The sequence below is a fragment of the Dactylosporangium maewongense genome (assembly GCF_039531485.1).
Classification (GTDB): Bacteria; Actinomycetota; Actinomycetes; order Mycobacteriales; family Micromonosporaceae; genus Dactylosporangium; species Dactylosporangium maewongense.
In genome coordinates this window covers 264,337-281,053 of the sequence record NZ_BAAAQD010000005.1, presented here as the reverse complement: position 1 = coordinate 281,053, position 16,717 = coordinate 264,337, and the positions used below count along the sequence as shown (strand labels likewise).

Sequence of the window (16,717 nt, the reverse complement as noted above, 5' to 3'; positions counted from 1 at the left end):
TGGTGGTCCGGACGAACTTGCCGGAAGCAGGCGTCGACATTCGCGGCGCCCAGGACATCGGCCGCGCCCGAGGTGGCGGCGGGGCGGGCGGGCTGACGGTGTGGGTGCGCAGGCGGCGCGGGTGGCCGGCGCGAGATCTGCCCGGACGGTGCTCTGGCGTGTCCCGGCCCGGCGAGGATCAGGTTGTGCAGGTGGAAGGCCTGGGAGCCGGTTGCGGGAGTGACCTTGAGGGTGCCTTCGGGATGAGTTCGCCCTGGGGCAGGTGGAGGTCGCAGAGGCTGCCGGGTGGAGGGGGTGCCGAGGTTTCCGGATGCAGGTGTGGACGTGGTTGGCGCCCGGGAGTCGATGACGCAGGCCGATTGCCGGCGGGTAGCAGGGGCGAGCGAGCGGGCGGCATGGGCGAGCGGCTGTAGAGAGTCAGCTGCGGGAGTAGGCGAGCGGGACGGCGTATGAGTCGGCCGCGGGAGTAGCCCTGCAGGTGTCTTCGGGATGAGCCCGACCGGGGCGGATGCAGGTCGCGGAGGCTGCCAGGGGAAGCGTCGCCGGGCGGAGCTTTCCGGATGCAGGTGTGGACGTGGGTGGCATCCAGGATGCCGGCCGGCCAGGCAGGCGGAGCGTCGGCAGGAGGCGCGGCAAACGAGCGAGGCGACGCGCGCGAGCGGTGCAGGCGGGGCGGTGCAGGCAGGGCGGCACAGGCAGGGCGGCACAGGCAGGGCGGCACAGGCAAGGCGGTGCAGGCGAGATCGCACAGGCGGAACTGCGCGGACGTGCGGCCGCGGGAATGGCCCGGCACTGAGCTGGGCGGGCAGCGCGGGAGTCCGCTGCAGCGCGGTCGTGAGCGGGTCCTCGGCATGGCGCTATCCAGGAGCAGGCGTGGACGTCGCGGAGCCCTGGACGGAGGCCGGGCAGGCCGCGCTCGGGTGTCCCGCCGCTCAAGACCACACCCGGGCGGAGTCGCGGTGGACCGCTCCAACACCGCAGAGGGTGGATGGGCCTCGCCGTGGCGGAAGGTCAGTCGTAGCAGAGGCAGAACGGGTGGCCCGACGGGTCGCTGTACACGCGGAAGCCGGCCTCCTTCGTCGAGAGCAGGGTGGCGCCCATGCGCAGGGCCTTGGACTCCGCGGCGTCGATGTCGTCGACCTGGATGTCGAGGTGGATCTGCTGGGGGAAGTTGGGGTCGGGCCACAGTGGCGGGCGGAACTCGGGGGCGTGCTGGAAGCTGAGCTTCGTCGTGCCGTCGCCGATGTCGACCCAGTCGCCGTCGACGCGGGTGATGGGCAGGTCGAGCAGCTCGGAATAGAACCGGGCGAGCGCATGCGGATCAGGGGAGTCGAGCACCACCGAGGTAAGTTTCGCCGTCATGCCTCCATCGTGCCCGACGGGTATGACAAAAAACCCTGGGCCTGGATCGCCGTGATGGCGACGGTGTTGACGATGTCCTTGACCGTGGCGCCGCGGGACAGGTCGTTGACGGGTTTGCGCAGGCCCTGCATGACGGGGCCGACGGCGACGGCGCCGGCGGAGCGTTGGACGGCCTTGTAGGTGTTGTTGCCGGTGTTGAGATCGGGGAACACGAACACGGTCGCCTGGCCGGCGACGGCGCTGCCCGGGAGCTTGGTGGCGGCGACGGAGGGGTCGATCGCGGCGTCGTACTGAATGGGCCCCTCGACGGGAAGGCCGGGGCGGCGGGAGCGGACGAGCGAGGTCGCCGAGGCCACCTTCGTCACGTCGGCTCCGGCGCCGGACGTCCCGGTCGAGTACGACAGCATCGCCACCCGCGGGTCGATGCCGAACTGTGCCGCGGTCGACGCCGACGACAAGGCGATGTCGGCCAGTTGCTCCGCGTCGGGGTCCGGGTTGACGGCGCAGTCGCCGTACACCAGCACACGGTCAGGCAGGAGCATGAAGAAGACGCTGGAGGCGACGCTCAGGCCCGGCACCGTCTTGATGATCTCGAACGCGGGCCGGATCGTGGCGGCGGTGGTGTGCGTCGCCCCCGAGACCATGCCGTCGGCGAGGCCGAGGTGGACCATCATCGTGCCGAAGTAGCTGACGTCGCGGACCACGTCCCGGGCCAGGTCCAGCGTTACACCCTTATGTGCCCGTAAATCCGCGTAAACCGGGGCAAAGCGCTCCAGGAGCGGGGAGGTCGCGGGGTCGATCACGGCCGCGTCCGAGATGTCCAGACCGAGGTCCCGCGCCTTCGCGGCGATCACCGAAGGGTCACCCAGCAGCGTCAGCGACGCCACGCCGCGGCGCAGCAGGATGTCCGCCGCCCGCAGGATCCGCTCCTCCGTCCCCTCCGGCAGGACCAGGTGCCGCTTCGCGGCCCGCGCGCGGTCGATCAGGTCGTACTCGAACATCAGCGGCGTCACGCGCGTCGACGCCGTCAGTTCGAGGGCCGCCTCGAGGGCCGCCGTGTCCACGTTCGACTCGAACGCCCCGAGCGCCGCCGCCACCTTCCGCGGGTTGGCGGGGCCGAGCCGGTGCTCCATCCGCGTCGAGGCCGCGATCGTGTCGTAGCTCGCCGCCGGTACCGACAACACGGCGAGACCGGTGTTGAGCCGCTCGAACAGGGCGAGGGCCGCCGGGTCGGGCGCGATCCCGAGCGTGAGCACGATCCCGGCGAGCGGCACGGTCCCCGACGCGTGCGCGGCGGCCGCGGCGACGAGCAGGTCGGCCCGGTCGCCGGGGGTGATCAGCAGGCAGTTGGCGGTCAGGTGGTCGAGCACGGCCGGCACCTGGGCGGCGCCGACGACGTAGTCGAGCACGTCACGCTCGAGCGACGCGGGGCCGGCGCTGACGACGGTCGCGCCCAGCGACGCGGCGACCTCCGCGACCGTCGGCGCCGCGACCGTCGCCACGTTCGGGATCGTGTAACAGGGCACCGGCAGCGCCGGCGGCTTCTCCGACGACTTGTTCACCACGACCGCGGCGACGGTGGCGTCGTGCTCGACCAGCCCGTGGTACGCCTGCCGCGCCACCGACTCGACCGTGTCGGCGTCCAGGCCGGCGCCGTTGACGACGGCGACCACGACCGCGCCGAACTCGTTGGCCAGGCGGGCGTTGAGCGCGAGGCTCGGCGACTGCTCGTCGTCGAGGTCGCTGCCGATGACGACGACGGCGTCATGGTCGCGGGCGATCGGCCGGAACCGCTCCACGATCCGCCCGACGAGGCCTTCGCCGTCGCCCGCGGACAGCATCTGCGCGGCCTCGGCCGCCGTGACGCCGAAGAGCTCCTGATGGTCGCTGTCGATGTGGTACCGCTCGCACAGCAGCGCCAGGGTCGAGTCCTTCGCCGTCCCGTCGACGAACGGGCGGAACACCCCGATCCTGGGCACCTTCCGCGACAGGAGCTCGGCGAGGCCGAGCGCCACGGCGGACTTGCCGGATCCAGGTCCGTGTTCGACCAGGTACACGATGCGAGCCACACCGCTAGTCTGCCTGTCATGATCCTCGTGCTCAACAGCGGCTCGTCGTCGGTGAAGTTCCGTGTCGTCGACCTGTCCGACCCCGCGGCCGCCGGACCCCACGGTGTCGTCGAGCGGATCGGCGAGCCCGGCGGGGTCGCGGACCACACGGCCGCGCTCGGCGAGATCCTCGGCGGCCTGGACACCGCCGGCATCGTCGCCGTCGGGCACCGGGTCGTGCACGGCGGCTCCACCTTCACCGAGCCGGCCCTCGTCGACGACGCGATGTTGTCGGTACTGCGGGAGCTCACGCCCCTCGCGCCGCTGCACAACCCGGGTGGCATCGTCGGCATCGAGGCGGCCCGCGCGGCGCTGCCCGGCGTCCCGCACGTCGCGGTGTTCGACACGGCGTTCCACGCCTCCCTGCCCGCGGAGGCGCGCACCTACGCCCTGGACCGCGACCTCGCTCGTCGGTTCGGGATCCGGCGGTACGGCTTCCACGGCACCTCGTGCGACATCGTCTCCCGGCGTACCGCGTCGCTGCTCGGCCGCCCGCTCGCCGCCCTGAACATGATCGTGCTGCACCTGGGCAACGGCGCCAGCGCCACGGCGATCCGCGGCGGCCGCAGCGTCGAGACGTCGATGGGCCTCACCCCGCTCGAAGGCCTCGTGATGGGCACCCGCTCCGGCGACGTCGACCCCGCGGTCCTGAGCTACCTGCACCGCGCCGCGGGCCTCTCCGCCGCCGAGGCCGAGGACCAGCTCCAGCGCCACGGCGGCCTGAAGGGCCTGTCCGGCGCCAACGACATGCGCACGGTCCTTGCCCGGCGCGCGTCAGGCGACCCCGACGCGTCGCTGGCCTTCGACGTGTACTGCCACCGGATCCGCAAGTACGTCGGCGCCTACCACGCGGTGCTGGGCCGCCTCGACGCGATCACGTTCACGGCGGGCGTCGGCGAGCACGCCGCCCCGGTCCGCGCCGCCGCCCTCGACGGCCTGGACACCTGGGGCATCACGGTCGACCCGGCCCGCAACGCCGCCCACGCCCCGATCATCTCCCCGGACGGCGCCCGCGTGACGGTGTGCGTCGTGCCCACCGACGAGGAACTCGCGATCGCCGAACAGGTCCGGGCCGTGACCGCGTCAGACGGGCTTTAGACCGGCTCCGGCTCCACGACGTTCGACCCCACGGTGTACGACCCCGCGGCCGGCTCCGCGCTGACGGTGACGATGCCCCGGCGGCGCGCGAGCCGGGTGACGACCGCGGCGTACACCAGGTTCACGACCAGGTTCAGCGCGAAGATCTGCCAGTCCAGGTCGTCATAGGGCCCGAAATAGGTGAGCCAGCCGTACAGCGCGTCGTAGCCGAGGCCGGTCAGGTAGAGGCACGTCATCAGGGCGATGCCCGCCTCCAGGCCGCCGGTGCGCACCGCCAGCCAGCCCAGCACTGCCCCGGTGACCAGCCAGTCCGCGAACGACCACGGCCCGTCGGTGCCGAATGCGGCGGCGTAGAGGACCGCCTGGACGGCGATCGCCGTCCACAGCTTCTTGCTGAACCCTCCGACGGCCTGCAGCAGCCAGCCCCGGAACGCGTACTCCAGGGCGACGGCCATGAGCACCGTGGGCGCGAGGAAGATCAGGACGTTGCGCCCGAACTTGCCGGCGCCGACCGGCGTTCCGTTGTCTCCGTCGCCCATCGCCTCGTAGACGAGTTCGCCCCCGGCGATCCACCCGACCGTCGTCACCGCCGCCACAAGCAGGCACCCGCCGAGCCAGCCCAGGCGGACCCGGCCGGTCACCGACGCGAGCGTGCCGACCGGGCGGTTCTGCACGTCGCGGGCGGCCAACAGCGCCGCCGGCAGGAGCAGGCCGACGGTCAGCACGGACAGCCAGGCCGCGCTGGTCGGGCTGAACCTCAACGCGCCGTTCACGCCGGTCGGCTCGTGCACGATGAGGCTGACCGCGTCGACGGCGACGGCGAGGGCGGGGAGGCTTCCGAACCAGGCGACGGCCAGGATGAGCGTGCCCACGACCGGCCGCCACCACCGGTGCGCCTCGGTGCGGGCGAGGCGATGGAACGGCGTCCCCGGCTCGGGCAGGCTCAACATGCGCACATTAGAGCAGGCGTGAACGACGGCCGCGGTGGTGCTTCGCCGCTGCCTGGGCGTGCTCGTCACGGGCGGGCGTGACCCGGGTCCACGGTGTTCGCCGTGACCGGCCAGGCGTGGTTCCGGGACCGCCGCGGCGGCCGGGCCTTCGGATGCCGGCAGAACCAGGCCGTTCGGCACAAGGGCGGGAGGGCCGCCGCATGGTGGTGTGGCGGGGGGTGCGGTGGCGGGTGGGCGCTCCTGGCCAGGGCGACCACCGGATGCCGCGCATGCGCAGAAGCGGGCGCGCGCCAGCGCAGGCCGTGCGAGCGCAGCGAGCATGGGGGCCGCGGGTGGGAACCCCCGCCCCGCGCCGGGAGGCGCGGAGTATTACAGCGCTCAGCGCCAGCCGCGGGGGTGGTTGGCGGTGCGGGGGCCGCTGCCGCGGGTTGTGGCGCCCGCGGCTTCGGCGAGGATGTCGGCGAGGTCGTCGAAGCCGTCGCGGACCAGGCCGGCCGTGATCCGGACGTGGTCGCTGTCGAGGTGGCTCACCTCGAAGGGGGCGCCGGGGGCGACCGCGATGCCGTGCGCCGCCAGGGTGAGCATGGCCACCTGCTGGTTCGCGACGGCCATCCAGAGGTTGATGCCGTCGGCGGCGGTGGCCGTGACGCCGCGGGTGTCGAGGGCGTCGAGCAGGGCGGTGCGGCGGCGGGCGTACTCGTCGCGGGCGTGGACCACGGCGTCCACTGTGGACGGGTCGGTGAGGAGCTCGACGAGGACGGCCTGCAGGAGGCGACTGGACCAGCCGGGGCCGAGCAGGCGGCGGTCGGCGACGGCGGTGACCACGGCGGCGGGGCCGCCGATCGCGGCGAGGCGCAGGTCGGGGCCGTGGCTCTTGGAGAAGCTGAGCACGTGGACGGTCCGGTCGGGCAGGCGGCGGCCGAGGCTGACCGGGGGAGCGGTCGCGATGTCGCCGGCGTGGTCGTCCTCGATGACGGTGACGCCCGGGTGGCGGGCCAGGACGCGGGCGAGCTTGTCGGCGCGGGCCTGGGTCATGCTCGCGCCGGTCGGGTTGTGGGCGCGCGGCTGCAGGTACACGGCGACGGGCTCGCACTGCGTCAAGGCAAGAGCGAGGGCGTCGGGGCGCATGCCGTGCTCGTCGATGGCGACGCCGACGACCGTGGCGCCGACGGCTTCGAGGAGGTCCAGCATCGGCGGGAACGCGGGGTTCTCCACCAGGACGTGGTCGCCGAAGCGGACCACGGTGCCGGTGATCCTGTCGAGGGCGTCCATCGCCCCGTCGACGACGGTGAGCTGGTCAGGGGGGAACGGCCAGCGGGCCCGCAGGACGTCCTCCAGCGAGGGCAGGACCGCGCCGTCGAGGTAGCTGGTGGTCAGGCGGGCGTCGCCGATGCGGCGCAGCGCTTCGGTGAGCGACGGCAGCAGGTCGTAGTCGGGCACGCCGGTCGAGAAGTCGCGGAGCAGCTCCGAGGGGCCGAGCTCGCCGATGCGGCCGCCGAGCTGCGCGTACCGCAGACGCTGGCGCGGCAACGAGGGCGTGGCCACGAACGTGCCGGAGCGGCCCCGGGTTTGGATTGCGCCGGCCCGGGCAAGGCTGCGCCACGCCTCGGACACGGTGGTGGGGCTGATGCCGAGCTCGCGCGCGACGTCCCGCACGGTCGGCAGGCGGGAGCCCGCGGGCAGCGTCCCGGCGGTCACCAGTCGGCTGACGGCGGCGGCGATTCCCCGGGCGCTGCGGTCGTCGACCGCCCCGGCGATGAGCGCGAGCAAATTACATCTCCGAAACATTCTGTAACGCTTGGACCATTGTCCGCCTAGATTTGTGTCGTTAGTGTCCTACGGCATCCGACCCGAGACAAGGTCAACGTAAAGCCCAGCACTGTTGAAGCCGCAGAAGCCCAGAGAGGGGCAGCCATGGCAGACGTGATCCGGGCCGCCATCGTCCAGACGAGCTGGACGGGCGACAAAGAGTCGATGATCAAGGCACACGAGGAGTACGCGAGGCAGGCCGCGGCGCAGGGCGCCAAGGTCATCTGCTTCCAGGAGCTGTTCTACGGACCCTACTTCTGCCAGGTGCAGGACAAGGCCTACTACGAGTACGCCGAGTCCATCCCCGGCCCCACCACCGAACGCTTCCAGGCTCTCGCCGCGGAGCTGGGCATGGTGATGGTGCTGCCGATGTACGAGCAGGAGCAGCCCGGCGTCCTGTACAACACCGCGGCCGTGGTGGACGCGGACGGGAAGTATCTCGGCAAGTACCGCAAGAACCACATCCCGCAGGTGAAGGGCTTCTGGGAGAAGTTCTACTTCCGCCCGGGCAACCTCGGCTACCCCGTCTTCGACACCGCGGTCGGCAAGGTCGGCGTCTACATCTGCTACGACCGGCACTTCCCGGAGGGCTGGCGGGCGCTCGGTCTCAACGGCGCGCAGATCGTCTTCAACCCGTCCGCGACCAGCCGCGGCCTGTCCGCGTACCTGTGGCAGCTGGAGCAGCCGGCGAGCGCCGTCGCCAACGAGTACTTCATCGGCGCGATCAACCGCACCGGCATTGAGGACCTGGGCGAGAACGACTTCTACGGCACCTCGTACTTCGTGGACCCGGAGGGGAAGTTCGTCGGCGAGGTCGGCGACTCGCACAACCCGGAGCTGATCGTCCGCGACCTCGACATGGGCCTGCTCGCCGAGGTCAGGGACCGATGGCAGTTCTACCGGGATCGGCGCCCGGACGCGTACGGGGACCTGGTGAAACCGTGATCCTCATCAAGGGCGGGACCGTGATCGGTCCCACGGGTGCGCTCCCCGCCGACGTGCTCGTCGTCGGCGAGCAGGTGTCGGCGATCTTCTCTCCCGGGCAGGGGCCGGCCGAGGGCGACTTCGAGACGATCGACGCGACCGGCAAGTACGTCATCCCCGGCGCCGTCGACGCGCACACCCACATGGAGCTGCCGTTCGGTGGCACGTTCGCCAGCGACACGTTCGACACCGGCACCCGCGCCGCCGCCTGGGGCGGCACGACCACCATCATCGACTTCGCGGTGCAGCGCACCGGCGAGGTGGTGCAGGACGGGCTCGCCGCCTGGCACGGCAAAGCCGACGGCAACTGCCACATCGACTACGCGTTCCACATGATCCTCGGCGGCGTCGACGACGAGTCGCTCAAGGCCATGGACACCCTCGTCACCGACGAGGGGATCACCAGCTTCAAGCTGTTCATGGCGTACCCCGGCGTCTTCTACAGCGACGACGGCCAGATCCTGCGCGCCATGCAGAAGGCCCGCGACAACGGCGCCATGATCATGATGCACGCGGAGAACGGGCCCGCGATCGACGTCCTGGTCAAGCAGGCCCTCGAACGCGGCGAGACCGACCCGATCCACCACGGCCTCACCCGCCCCGAGGCCCTGGAGGCGGAGGCGACCAGCCGCGCGATCTGGCTCGCCGGGGTCGCCGCCGACTGCCCGCTCTACATCGTGCACCTGTCCGCCAGCAAGGCCCTCGAACAGGTCGCCGCCGCCCGCGACCTCGGCCGCAACGTCTTCGCCGAGACGTGCCCGCAATACCTGTACCTGACGCTGGAGGACCAGCTCGGCGCGCCCGGCTTCGAGGGCGCCAAGTGGGTCTGCTCGACGCCGCTGCGCAGCAAGCACGAGACGCACCGCGCCGACCTGTGGCAGGGGCTGCGCACCAACGACCTGTCCGTCGTGTCCACCGACCACTGCCCCTTCTGCTTCAAGGACCAGAAGGAGCTCGGCATCGGCGACTTCTCGAAGATCCCCAACGGCATCGGCAGCGTCGAGCACCGCGTCGACCTGCTGTACCAAGGCGTCGTCGACGGCAAGCTCAGCCTCGCCCGCTGGGTCGAGACGATCGCGACCACCCCCGCGCGCATGTTCGGCCTGTTCCCCCGCAAGGGCATCATCGCGCCCGGATCCGACGCCGACATCGTCCTGTACGACCCGGCGGCCCGCACCCGCATCGGCGTCGAGACGCACCACATGAACATGGACCACTCCGCCTGGGAAGGCTACGAGATCGCCGGGAAGGTCGACACCGTCATGTCCCGCGGCCGCGTGATCGTCGCCGACGGCGCGTATCACGGCGGCAAGGGCCACGGGCAGTTCGTCCGCCGCGGACTCTCCGACTACCTGATCTGAAACCGAGGCAACAAGACATGCGTGAGATCAAGCATTGGCTCGACGGTGCCGCCGTGGAAGGCACCAGCGGCCGCCGGCTGCCGGTCTGGGACCCGGCGACCGGCGAGCAGCAGGCGTACGTCGTCGCCGCCACGAAAGCGGAGACCGACAGGGCGGTCGCCAGCGCCCTGAAGGCGTTCCCGGCGTGGCGGGCGGCGTCGCTGTCCCGGCGCGCCGAGGTCATGTTCCGCTTCCGTGAGCTGGTGGACGCCAACCGCAAGGAGATCGCGGCGCTCGTCAGCGCCGAGCACGGCAAGACCGTCGCCGACGCCGCCGGCGAGGTGGCCCGCGGGCTGGAGAACGTCGAGTTCGCCACCGGCGCCCCGCACCTGCTCAAGGGCGGCTACAGCGAGCAGGCGTCCAACGGCGTCGACGTGTACTCGATCCGCCAGCCCCTCGGGGTGGTCGCCGGCATCACCCCGTTCAACTTCCCGGCGATGGTCCCGATGTGGATGTTCGCCAACGCGCTCGTCTGCGGCAACACGTTCGTGCTCAAGCCGAGCGAGAAGGACCCGTCCGTCTCGCTGCTCCTCGCCGACCTGCTCCGCCAGGCCGGGCTGCCCGACGGCGTGTTCAACGTCGTGCAGGGCGACCGGGAAGCCGTCGAGACCCTCCTGGCCCACCCCGACGTGCAGGCGCTGAGCTTCGTCGGCTCCACCCCGATCGCCAAGGCCGTCTACGAGGCCGGCACCAGGGCCGGCAAGCGGGTCCAGGCGCTCGGCGGCGCGAAGAACCACATGGTCGTCCTGCCCGACGCGGATGTGAACTCCGCCGCCGACGCCGCGGTGTCCGCCGGGTACGGCTCGGCGGGGGAGCGGTGCATGGCGATCTCCGTCGTCGTCGCCGTCGGTGCCGTCGCCGACCCGCTGGTGCACGCGATCAGCGAACGGATCGGCCGGATCGCGGTCGGCCCGGCCAGCGACCCGGCCGCGGAGATGGGCCCGCTCATCACCCGCGAACACCGCGACAAGGTCGCCGGCTACCTGAGCGAGCCCGGGACGGCCGAGGTCGTCGTCGACGGCCGCGACGCCCCGGTCAGCAACGGCCCCGGGTTCTTCCTCGGCGCGTCACTGGTGGACAAGGTCAGCACCGACTCCCCGCTGTACACCGACGAGATCTTCGGCCCGGTCCTGTCCGTGGTCCGCGTGGACTCCTACGACGAGGCCCTGAAGCTCGTCAACGACAACGAGTACGGCAACGGCACCGCCATCTTCACCCGCGACGGCGGCGCCGCCCGGCAGTTCCAGTACGACGTCGTCTGCGGCATGGTCGGCGTCAACGTCCCGGTCCCGGTCCCCGTCGCCTACTACAGCTTCGGCGGCTGGAAGTCCTCGCTCTTCGGCGACCTGCACATGTACGGCCCCGAAGGGATCCAGTTCTACACGCGCAGCAAGGTCGTCACCTCCCGCTGGCCCGACCCGGCCACGTCGGAGGTCGACCTGGGCTTCCCCAAGGTGAGGTGACGTATGGATGTAGGGGTGGTGCTCCAGTGTGACCCGCCTGCGACGCAAACGGTCGAGCTCGCGAAACAGGCGGAGGCGGCCGGGTTCAGCCACGTGTGGACGTTCGACTCGCACGTGCTGTGGCAGGAGCCGTTCGTCATCTACAGCAAGATCCTCGCCGACACCGAGCGGGTGATCGTGGGGCCGATGGTCACCAACCCCGGCACCCGCGACTGGACCGTGACGGCGTCGCTGTTCGCCACCCTCAACGAGATGTACGGCAACCGCACCGTCTGCGGCATCGGCCGCGGCGACTCCGCGGTGCGGGTCCTCGGCAGCCGGCCGACGACCCTCGCCGAGCTGCGCGAGTGCGTGCAGGTCATCCGCGAGCTCGGCAACGGCCGGGAGGTGCACCTGCGCGACCGGGACCTGCGGTTCGCGTGGGCGCCCGACAGCCGCCTCGAGGTGTGGGTCGCCGCGTACGGGCCGAAGGCCCTCGCGCTCACCGGCGAGGTCGGCGACGGGTACATCCTGCAGCTCGCCGACCCCGACATCGCCGCCTGGATGATCAAGGCGGTGCGGGACGCGGCCGAGAAGGCGGGCCGCGACCCGGCGGCGATCAAGTTCTGCGTCGCGGCGCCCGCGTACGTGGGCGACGACCTCGAACACCAGCGGGACCAGACCCGGTGGTTCGGCGGTATGGTCGGCAACCACATCGCCGACATCGTCGAGCGGTACGGCAGCGACGGCGCGGTCCCGACGGCCCTCACCGACTACATCAAGGGCCGCAAGGGCTACGACTACGCCGAGCACGGGCGGGCCGGCAACCCGCACACCGACTTCGTGCCCGACGAGATCATCGACCGGTTCTGCGTCCTCGGCCCGGTCGAGCAACACCTGCAACGGCTCAACGAGCTGAAGGAACTCGGCGTCGACCAGTTCGCCGTGTACCTGCAGCACGACGCGAAGGAATCGACGCTGCGCGCCTACGGCGAGCAGATCATCCCGGCGCTGTCATGAAGAAGGTCCTCGGTGCTCTCGGGGGGCTGGTCGTCTTCGCCCTGTTGTGGGAGGGGTACAAGGCGGTCGGCGACCCCGAGGGCACCGCGGTCCTCGGCGTGAAGGTGCTGCCCCGCGCCGACGACCTGTCGATGCCGCACCTGTGGACGGTCGCGCAGCGGCTGGGGCGGCCGGAGCTGACCGGCGGCCGTCCCGTGTGGCAGGTCGTCGCCGACGCCTGCCTGTTCACGCTGGGTGTCACCGCCGTCGGTTTTCTCGTCGGTACGGCGATCGGCTTCGTCCTCGCCACGCTGATGCAACGGTTCCGGGTCGTGGAGCGGGGCCTGCTGCCCTACGTGGTGCTGTCGCAGACCGTGCCCCTGGTGGCGCTCGCGCCGCTCGTCGCGGGCTGGAGCGGCGCCCTGTCGTTCGGCCCGTACCCGTGGCAGGACTGGATGACGGTCGCCGTCATCGCCTCGTACCTCGCGTTCTTCCCCGTCGCCGTCGGACTGCTGCGCGGCCTGCAGTCCCCGTCGGCGTCGGGCGTGGAGCTGATGCGCTCCTACGCCGCCGGCTGGTGGCGCACGTACCTGAAGCTGCGGCTGCCCGCCGCGCTGCCGTTCCTGTTCCCCGCGCTGCGCCTCGCCGGTGCGGCCGCGGTCGTCGGCGCGGTCGTCGGCGAGATCTCCACCGGCACCCGCGGCGGGATCGGCCGGCTCGTCATCGAGTACTCCAGGGAGGCCACCTCTGACCCCGCGAAGGTCTACACCGCCATGCTCGGCGCCGCCGTCCTCGGCCTCGTCGTCGCCGGCACCGTCAGCCTGCTCGAGCTCCCCCTCATGCGGCACAGGCGTAGGGTCGAGGTGAACGTCGTATGAGCGCTGTCTCGATCGCTGGTGTCAGCAAGGTGTTCAACGCGGGTCGCCCCGACGAGGTGACCGCGCTGTCCGACGTGGACCTGACCGTCGACAGTGGACAGTTCGTGTCGCTGATCGGGCCGTCCGGGTGCGGCAAGAGCACCCTCCTGCGGCTCATCGCCGACCTCATCGAGCCTACCGCGGGCACCGTCACCGTCGCAGGGAAACCGGCCGCGCAGGCCCGCCGCGACCAGGAGTACGGCATCGCCTTCCAGCAGGCCGGCCTCTTCGAGTGGCGCACCGTGCGGCGCAACGTCGAGCTCCCCCTCGAACTGCGCAAGGTGCCCAAGGCGGAACGCCGGCAGCGGGCCGAGGAGATGCTCGCGCTCGTCGGCCTCGCCGACTTCGCCGGGCACTACCCGGCTCAGCTGTCCGGCGGCATGCAGCAGCGGGTCGCGATCGCGCGGGCCCTGGCGGTACACCCGCCGCTGCTGCTCATGGACGAGCCCTTCGGCGCCCTCGACGAGATGACGAGGGAGCGGCTGCAGGGCGAGCTGCTGCAGATCTGTGCCAAGACCGGCACCAGCACGGTCTTCGTCACGCACTCGATCTCCGAGGCGGTGTTCCTGTCCGGCAAGGTCGTCGTCATGTCCGCCCGGCCCGGCCGGATCACCGCGACCGTCGACATCGACCTGCCGGCCCGCGACGAGGCGGCCCGGCAGTCCCCGGCCTACTTCGAGCACGTCACCGCGGTCCGGAAGGCGCTGCGGGCATGAGATACCTCCGATCGGTCCTGCCCCCGGTGCTGGTCGGCGTCGTCGCGATCGTGCTCTGGGAGGTCGTCGTCACGGCCGGACGGATCGCGCCGTTCATCCTGCCGGCGCCGTCGGCGATCTGGGCGCAGCTGGTGGAGCAGCGCGGCAACGTGCTCGACGCCGCGCTCGCCAGCGGCGCCAACGCCCTCGTCGGGCTCGTCGGCGGCACCGCCGTCGCGATCCTCGCCGCGCTCGCCACCAGCCGGTCGAAGCTGCTCAGCGACGTCGCCGTGCCGTACGCGGCGGTCGTCAACGCGCTGCCGATCATCGCCCTCGCCCCGATCCTCAACAACATGTTCGACTCCACCAGCAGCCTGCCGCGGCGGGTCGTCGCCGGGATCATCGTGTTCTTCCCGGTCTTCATCAACACGCTGCGGGGGCTGCGGGAGGTCGACCCCACCCACCGCGAGCTGATGGCCAGCTACGCGGCGGGCGGCTGGACGTTCGCCCGGCTCGTGCGCCTGCCCGGCGCGCTGCCCTACGTGTTCACCGGACTGCGGCAGGCGTCCTCCCTCGCCGTCATCGCCGCGGTCGTCGCCGAGTACTTCGGCGGCCTGCAGGACGGGCTGGGGGCGCGGATCACCTCCGCCGCCGCGTTCACCGCGTATCCCCGAGCGTGGGCGTTCGTGGTCGGCGCCTGCGCCCTCGGCCTCGTCTTCTACCTGACCACGCTCCTGCTGGAGCGTCTCGCAATGCCCTGGAAGGCCCGTTCGTAGTTCGTTCGTAGTTTTTTCGAGGAGCGCCCATGCGGATCAGGTCCCTCATCACCGGCGCCGCCGTCGCGAGCCTCGCGCTCGCCGGCTGCGGCACCGCCGACACACCGACGACGACCACCACCGGCAGCGGCGGCGTCACCACCGTGAAGCTGCAGCTGCAGTGGTTCTTCCAGGCCCAGTTCGCCGGCTACATCGCCGCCGCCGACAAGGGCTTCTACAAGGAGCAGGGCCTCGACGTGCAGCTCATCGAGGGCGGCGTCGACATCGTGCCACAGACGGTCCTCGCGACCGGCAAGGCCGACTACGCCGTCGCCTGGGTGCCGAAGGCCCTCGCCTCGCGCGAGCAGGGCGCCGGCATCACCGACGTCGGGCAGATCTTCGCCCGCTCCGGCACCTACCAGGTCGCGTTCGCCAGCAGCGGCATCAAGTCTCCGGGCGACTTCAAGGGCAAGAAGGTCGGCAACTGGGGCTTCGGCAACGAGTTCGAGCTCTTCGCCGGCATGACGAAGGCCGGCCTCGACCCCGGCAAGGACGTCACCCTCGTGCAGCAGCAGTTCGACATGCAGGCGCTGCTGAAGAAGGAGATCGACGTCGCGCAGGCCATGTCCTACAACGAGTACGCGCAGCTGCTCGAGGCCACCAACCCGGCGACCGGCGCGCTGTACCAGGCTTCGGACTTCTCCATCATCGACTGGAAGACCGTCGGCACCTCGATGCTGCAGGACGCCGTCTGGGCCAACACCGACAAGCTCAAGGACAAGGCGTACCAGGACCAGACGGTCAAGTTCCTCACCGCGACCATCAAGGGCTGGGCGTACTGCCGCGACAAGCCGGAGGAGTGCCGCGACATGGTCGTCGCGAAGGGCTCCAAGCTCGGCAAGAGCCACCAGCTGTGGCAGATGAACGAGGTCAACAAGCTCGTCTGGCCCGCCGCGAAGGGCGTCGGGCTCGTCGACGAGGCCGCCTGGAACCAGACCGTCGACATCTCGATGACGACGAAGAACCAGGTCGGCGACACCGTCCTGAAGAAGAAGCCCGAAGGCCTGGCCTACACCAACGACTACATGCAGAAGGCGATCGACGCGGCCAAGGCCGCCGGCGTCGACGTCCTCGGCACCTCGTTCACCCCGCAGACGGTCACGCTGACCGCCGGCGGGGCGTGAGCCCCGGGCGGCCGCCGGCGTGCGTGACGACGCGCCCGGCGGCCGCCACCGCCTCCCGCGCCGCCTCCCGGGGCGTCGCCCCGTCCAGCAGCGCGGCGGTCAGGGCGGCCGTGAGCGCGTCGCCGCCGCCGGTCGTGTCGACGGCCTCGCCGGCCGCGTGGGGGACCAGCTCGTGCCCGTCACGCCAGGGGACCGGCTCGTGGCTGTCGCGCCAGGGGGCCCGCTCGTGGCCGTCGCGCCACACGAACAGGTCACCACCGTCCGCGAGCGCGAACGCGAGCAGCCGCAGCCCGGCGTCCAGCAGCGCCGGCGCCGCCGCCAGGACGTCCTTCTCCCGCGCCGGCACCCCCAGCAGCAGCTCCGCCTCGTGCGCGTCGGCGCGCAGGACGTCGGCGCCGTGCAGGAGCGACCGGTCGGTGACGGCACCGTCGAGGACGGTCAGCCCGCCTGAAAGTTCCACGGCGGCACGGACCGCGTCGAGGGGCTGCTGCAGCTGCACGAGCACCGCGCCGGCGGCGCGCAGCACGTCTTCGGCGGCCCGCACGTCCGCCTCGGTCAGCAGGACACCCTGCGGCAGGTGCTCCAGGTAGCGCCACCGGCCGCCGTCCTCCAGGGCCTCGACGATCAGCCCGGTCGCCGTGCCCGGCCGCCGCACCACGTGCGTCACGTCGATGCCGTCGAGCGCGGCCCTGGCCAGCAGCGCGTCGCCGACCGGGTCGTCACCGGCCACCGCGACGAGCGCCGTCGCGACGCCGAGCTGCGACAGGCCGACGGCCTGGTTGGCGCCCTTCCCGCCGAGCTGCTCGAGCCGCTGCCGGACCGCACCCGACGCGTGCACGTCCGGCAGGCGTTCCATGACCATCACGAGATCGCGGGCCAGCTGCCCGACCACCACCGCACCCATGTCGCGTCCGTTACCCCGGCGGCCGCTGGTTGACGCGGCCCGCTGGTTGACGCGGCCCGCCGGTTGCCCGTCACGGACGGGGGCGGTGCCGCGCGGCCGTCTTCTTGGCA

Annotated in this window: 14 protein-coding genes; 9 read left to right on the top strand and 5 right to left on the bottom strand. The window is 71.7% G+C overall.

The genetic code is table 11. The annotated features are described in order from the left end of the window. Positions 1-1,011: 1,011 nt before the first annotated feature. Together ABD332_RS15545 and pta are read right to left on the bottom strand one after the other, a co-directional pair. Positions 1,012-1,362, bottom strand: a complete 351-nt coding sequence (locus ABD332_RS15545; RefSeq protein WP_344502594.1) for a VOC family protein — start codon at positions 1,360-1,362, stop codon at positions 1,012-1,014. Continuing rightward, positions 1,359-3,431, bottom strand: coding sequence for a phosphate acetyltransferase (gene pta, locus ABD332_RS15540; RefSeq protein ID WP_344502593.1), 2,073 nt, complete (start codon positions 3,429-3,431; stop codon positions 1,359-1,361). Before pta ends, ABD332_RS15545 begins: the two co-directional genes overlap by 4 nt. An 18-nt stretch (positions 3,432-3,449) precedes the next feature. Here pta and ABD332_RS15535 point away from each other — a divergent pair, with 18 nt between their 5' ends. Beyond that, entirely contained in the window at positions 3,450-4,568 is a 1,119-nt protein-coding gene (locus ABD332_RS15535) for an acetate/propionate family kinase (RefSeq protein WP_344502592.1), read from the top strand. Here the strand turns inward: ABD332_RS15535 and ABD332_RS15530 are convergent. Beyond that, positions 4,565-5,518, bottom strand: a complete 954-nt coding sequence (locus ABD332_RS15530; protein WP_344502591.1) for a CPBP family intramembrane glutamic endopeptidase — start codon at positions 5,516-5,518, stop codon at positions 4,565-4,567. The two genes, ABD332_RS15535 and ABD332_RS15530, sit on opposite strands and share 4 nt — an antisense overlap. A 378-nt stretch (positions 5,519-5,896) precedes the next feature. Then, positions 5,897-7,288, bottom strand: a complete 1,392-nt coding sequence (locus tag ABD332_RS15525) for an aminotransferase-like domain-containing protein (RefSeq protein WP_344502590.1) — start codon at positions 7,286-7,288, stop codon at positions 5,897-5,899. 144 nt (positions 7,289-7,432) lie between these two features. Between ABD332_RS15525 and ABD332_RS15520 the strand changes: the two genes are divergently transcribed. Genes ABD332_RS15520 through ABD332_RS15485 form a run of 8 tightly spaced genes read left to right on the top strand, consistent with a single transcriptional unit; the run spans position 7,433 to position 15,703 of the window. Beyond that, positions 7,433-8,272 (top strand): nitrilase-related carbon-nitrogen hydrolase, encoded by an 840-nt coding sequence (locus ABD332_RS15520; protein WP_344502589.1) that lies wholly within the window; start codon positions 7,433-7,435, stop codon positions 8,270-8,272. Beyond that, positions 8,269-9,672: a dihydropyrimidinase gene (hydA, locus tag ABD332_RS15515; RefSeq protein WP_344502588.1), complete on the top strand. Its 1,404-nt coding sequence runs from the start codon at positions 8,269-8,271 to the stop codon at positions 9,670-9,672. The genes ABD332_RS15520 and hydA overlap by 4 nt, the downstream gene beginning before the upstream one ends. 17 nt (positions 9,673-9,689) lie before the next feature. Continuing rightward, the gene (locus tag ABD332_RS15510) at positions 9,690-11,174 is read left to right on the top strand and encodes a CoA-acylating methylmalonate-semialdehyde dehydrogenase (protein ID WP_344502586.1); all 1,485 of its coding nucleotides are present in this window, start codon (positions 9,690-9,692) and stop codon (positions 11,172-11,174) included. Between the two features lie 15 nt (positions 11,175-11,189). Then, positions 11,190-12,173: a TIGR03842 family LLM class F420-dependent oxidoreductase gene (locus ABD332_RS15505; protein ID WP_425552204.1), complete on the top strand. Its 984-nt coding sequence runs from the start codon at positions 11,190-11,192 to the stop codon at positions 12,171-12,173. Further along, entirely contained in the window at positions 12,170-13,030 is an 861-nt protein-coding gene (locus ABD332_RS15500) for an ABC transporter permease (protein ID WP_344502584.1), read from the top strand. Before ABD332_RS15505 ends, ABD332_RS15500 begins: the two co-directional genes overlap by 4 nt. Beyond that, positions 13,027-13,785: an ABC transporter ATP-binding protein gene (locus tag ABD332_RS15495; RefSeq protein WP_344502583.1), complete on the top strand. Its 759-nt coding sequence runs from the start codon at positions 13,027-13,029 to the stop codon at positions 13,783-13,785. The genes ABD332_RS15500 and ABD332_RS15495 overlap by 4 nt, the downstream gene beginning before the upstream one ends. Then, the gene (locus tag ABD332_RS15490) at positions 13,782-14,540 is read left to right on the top strand and encodes an ABC transporter permease (RefSeq protein WP_344502582.1); all 759 of its coding nucleotides are present in this window, start codon (positions 13,782-13,784) and stop codon (positions 14,538-14,540) included. The genes ABD332_RS15495 and ABD332_RS15490 overlap by 4 nt, the downstream gene beginning before the upstream one ends. Before the next feature lie 29 nt (positions 14,541-14,569). After that, complete coding sequence (locus tag ABD332_RS15485) at positions 14,570-15,703, top strand: ABC transporter substrate-binding protein (protein WP_344502581.1); 1,134 nt, start codon at positions 14,570-14,572, stop codon at positions 15,701-15,703. On the opposite strand, the gene ABD332_RS15480 is transcribed toward ABD332_RS15485, so the two are convergent. Beyond that, positions 15,678-16,607: a PfkB family carbohydrate kinase gene (locus tag ABD332_RS15480; RefSeq protein WP_344502580.1), complete on the bottom strand. Its 930-nt coding sequence runs from the start codon at positions 16,605-16,607 to the stop codon at positions 15,678-15,680. The genes ABD332_RS15485 and ABD332_RS15480 overlap by 26 nt on opposite strands. Positions 16,608-16,717 lie beyond the last annotated feature (110 nt).

What these genes read in the sequence shown, in the direction of transcription:
- ABD332_RS15510 (WP_344502586.1), top strand. Translation starts at nt 9,690, where the DNA reads ATGCGTGAGATCAAGCATTGGCTCGACGGTGCCGCCGTGGAAGGCACC.
- ABD332_RS15485 (WP_344502581.1), top strand. Translation starts at nt 14,570, where the DNA reads ATGCGGATCAGGTCCCTCATCACCGGCGCCGCCGTCGCGAGCCTCGCG.
- ABD332_RS15490 (WP_344502582.1), top strand. Translation starts at nt 13,782, where the DNA reads ATGAGATACCTCCGATCGGTCCTGCCCCCGGTGCTGGTCGGCGTCGTC.
- ABD332_RS15530 (WP_344502591.1), bottom strand. Translation starts at nt 5,518, where the DNA reads ATGTTGAGCCTGCCCGAGCCGGGGACGCCGTTCCATCGCCTCGCCCGC.
- ABD332_RS15535 (WP_344502592.1), top strand. Translation starts at nt 3,450, where the DNA reads ATGATCCTCGTGCTCAACAGCGGCTCGTCGTCGGTGAAGTTCCGTGTC.
- ABD332_RS15480 (WP_344502580.1), bottom strand. Translation starts at nt 16,607, where the DNA reads ATGGGTGCGGTGGTGGTCGGGCAGCTGGCCCGCGATCTCGTGATGGTC.
- ABD332_RS15500 (WP_344502584.1), top strand. Translation starts at nt 12,170, where the DNA reads ATGAAGAAGGTCCTCGGTGCTCTCGGGGGGCTGGTCGTCTTCGCCCTG.
- ABD332_RS15495 (WP_344502583.1), top strand. Translation starts at nt 13,027, where the DNA reads ATGAGCGCTGTCTCGATCGCTGGTGTCAGCAAGGTGTTCAACGCGGGT.
- ABD332_RS15520 (WP_344502589.1), top strand. Translation starts at nt 7,433, where the DNA reads ATGGCAGACGTGATCCGGGCCGCCATCGTCCAGACGAGCTGGACGGGC.
- ABD332_RS15545 (WP_344502594.1), bottom strand. Translation starts at nt 1,362, where the DNA reads ATGACGGCGAAACTTACCTCGGTGGTGCTCGACTCCCCTGATCCGCAT.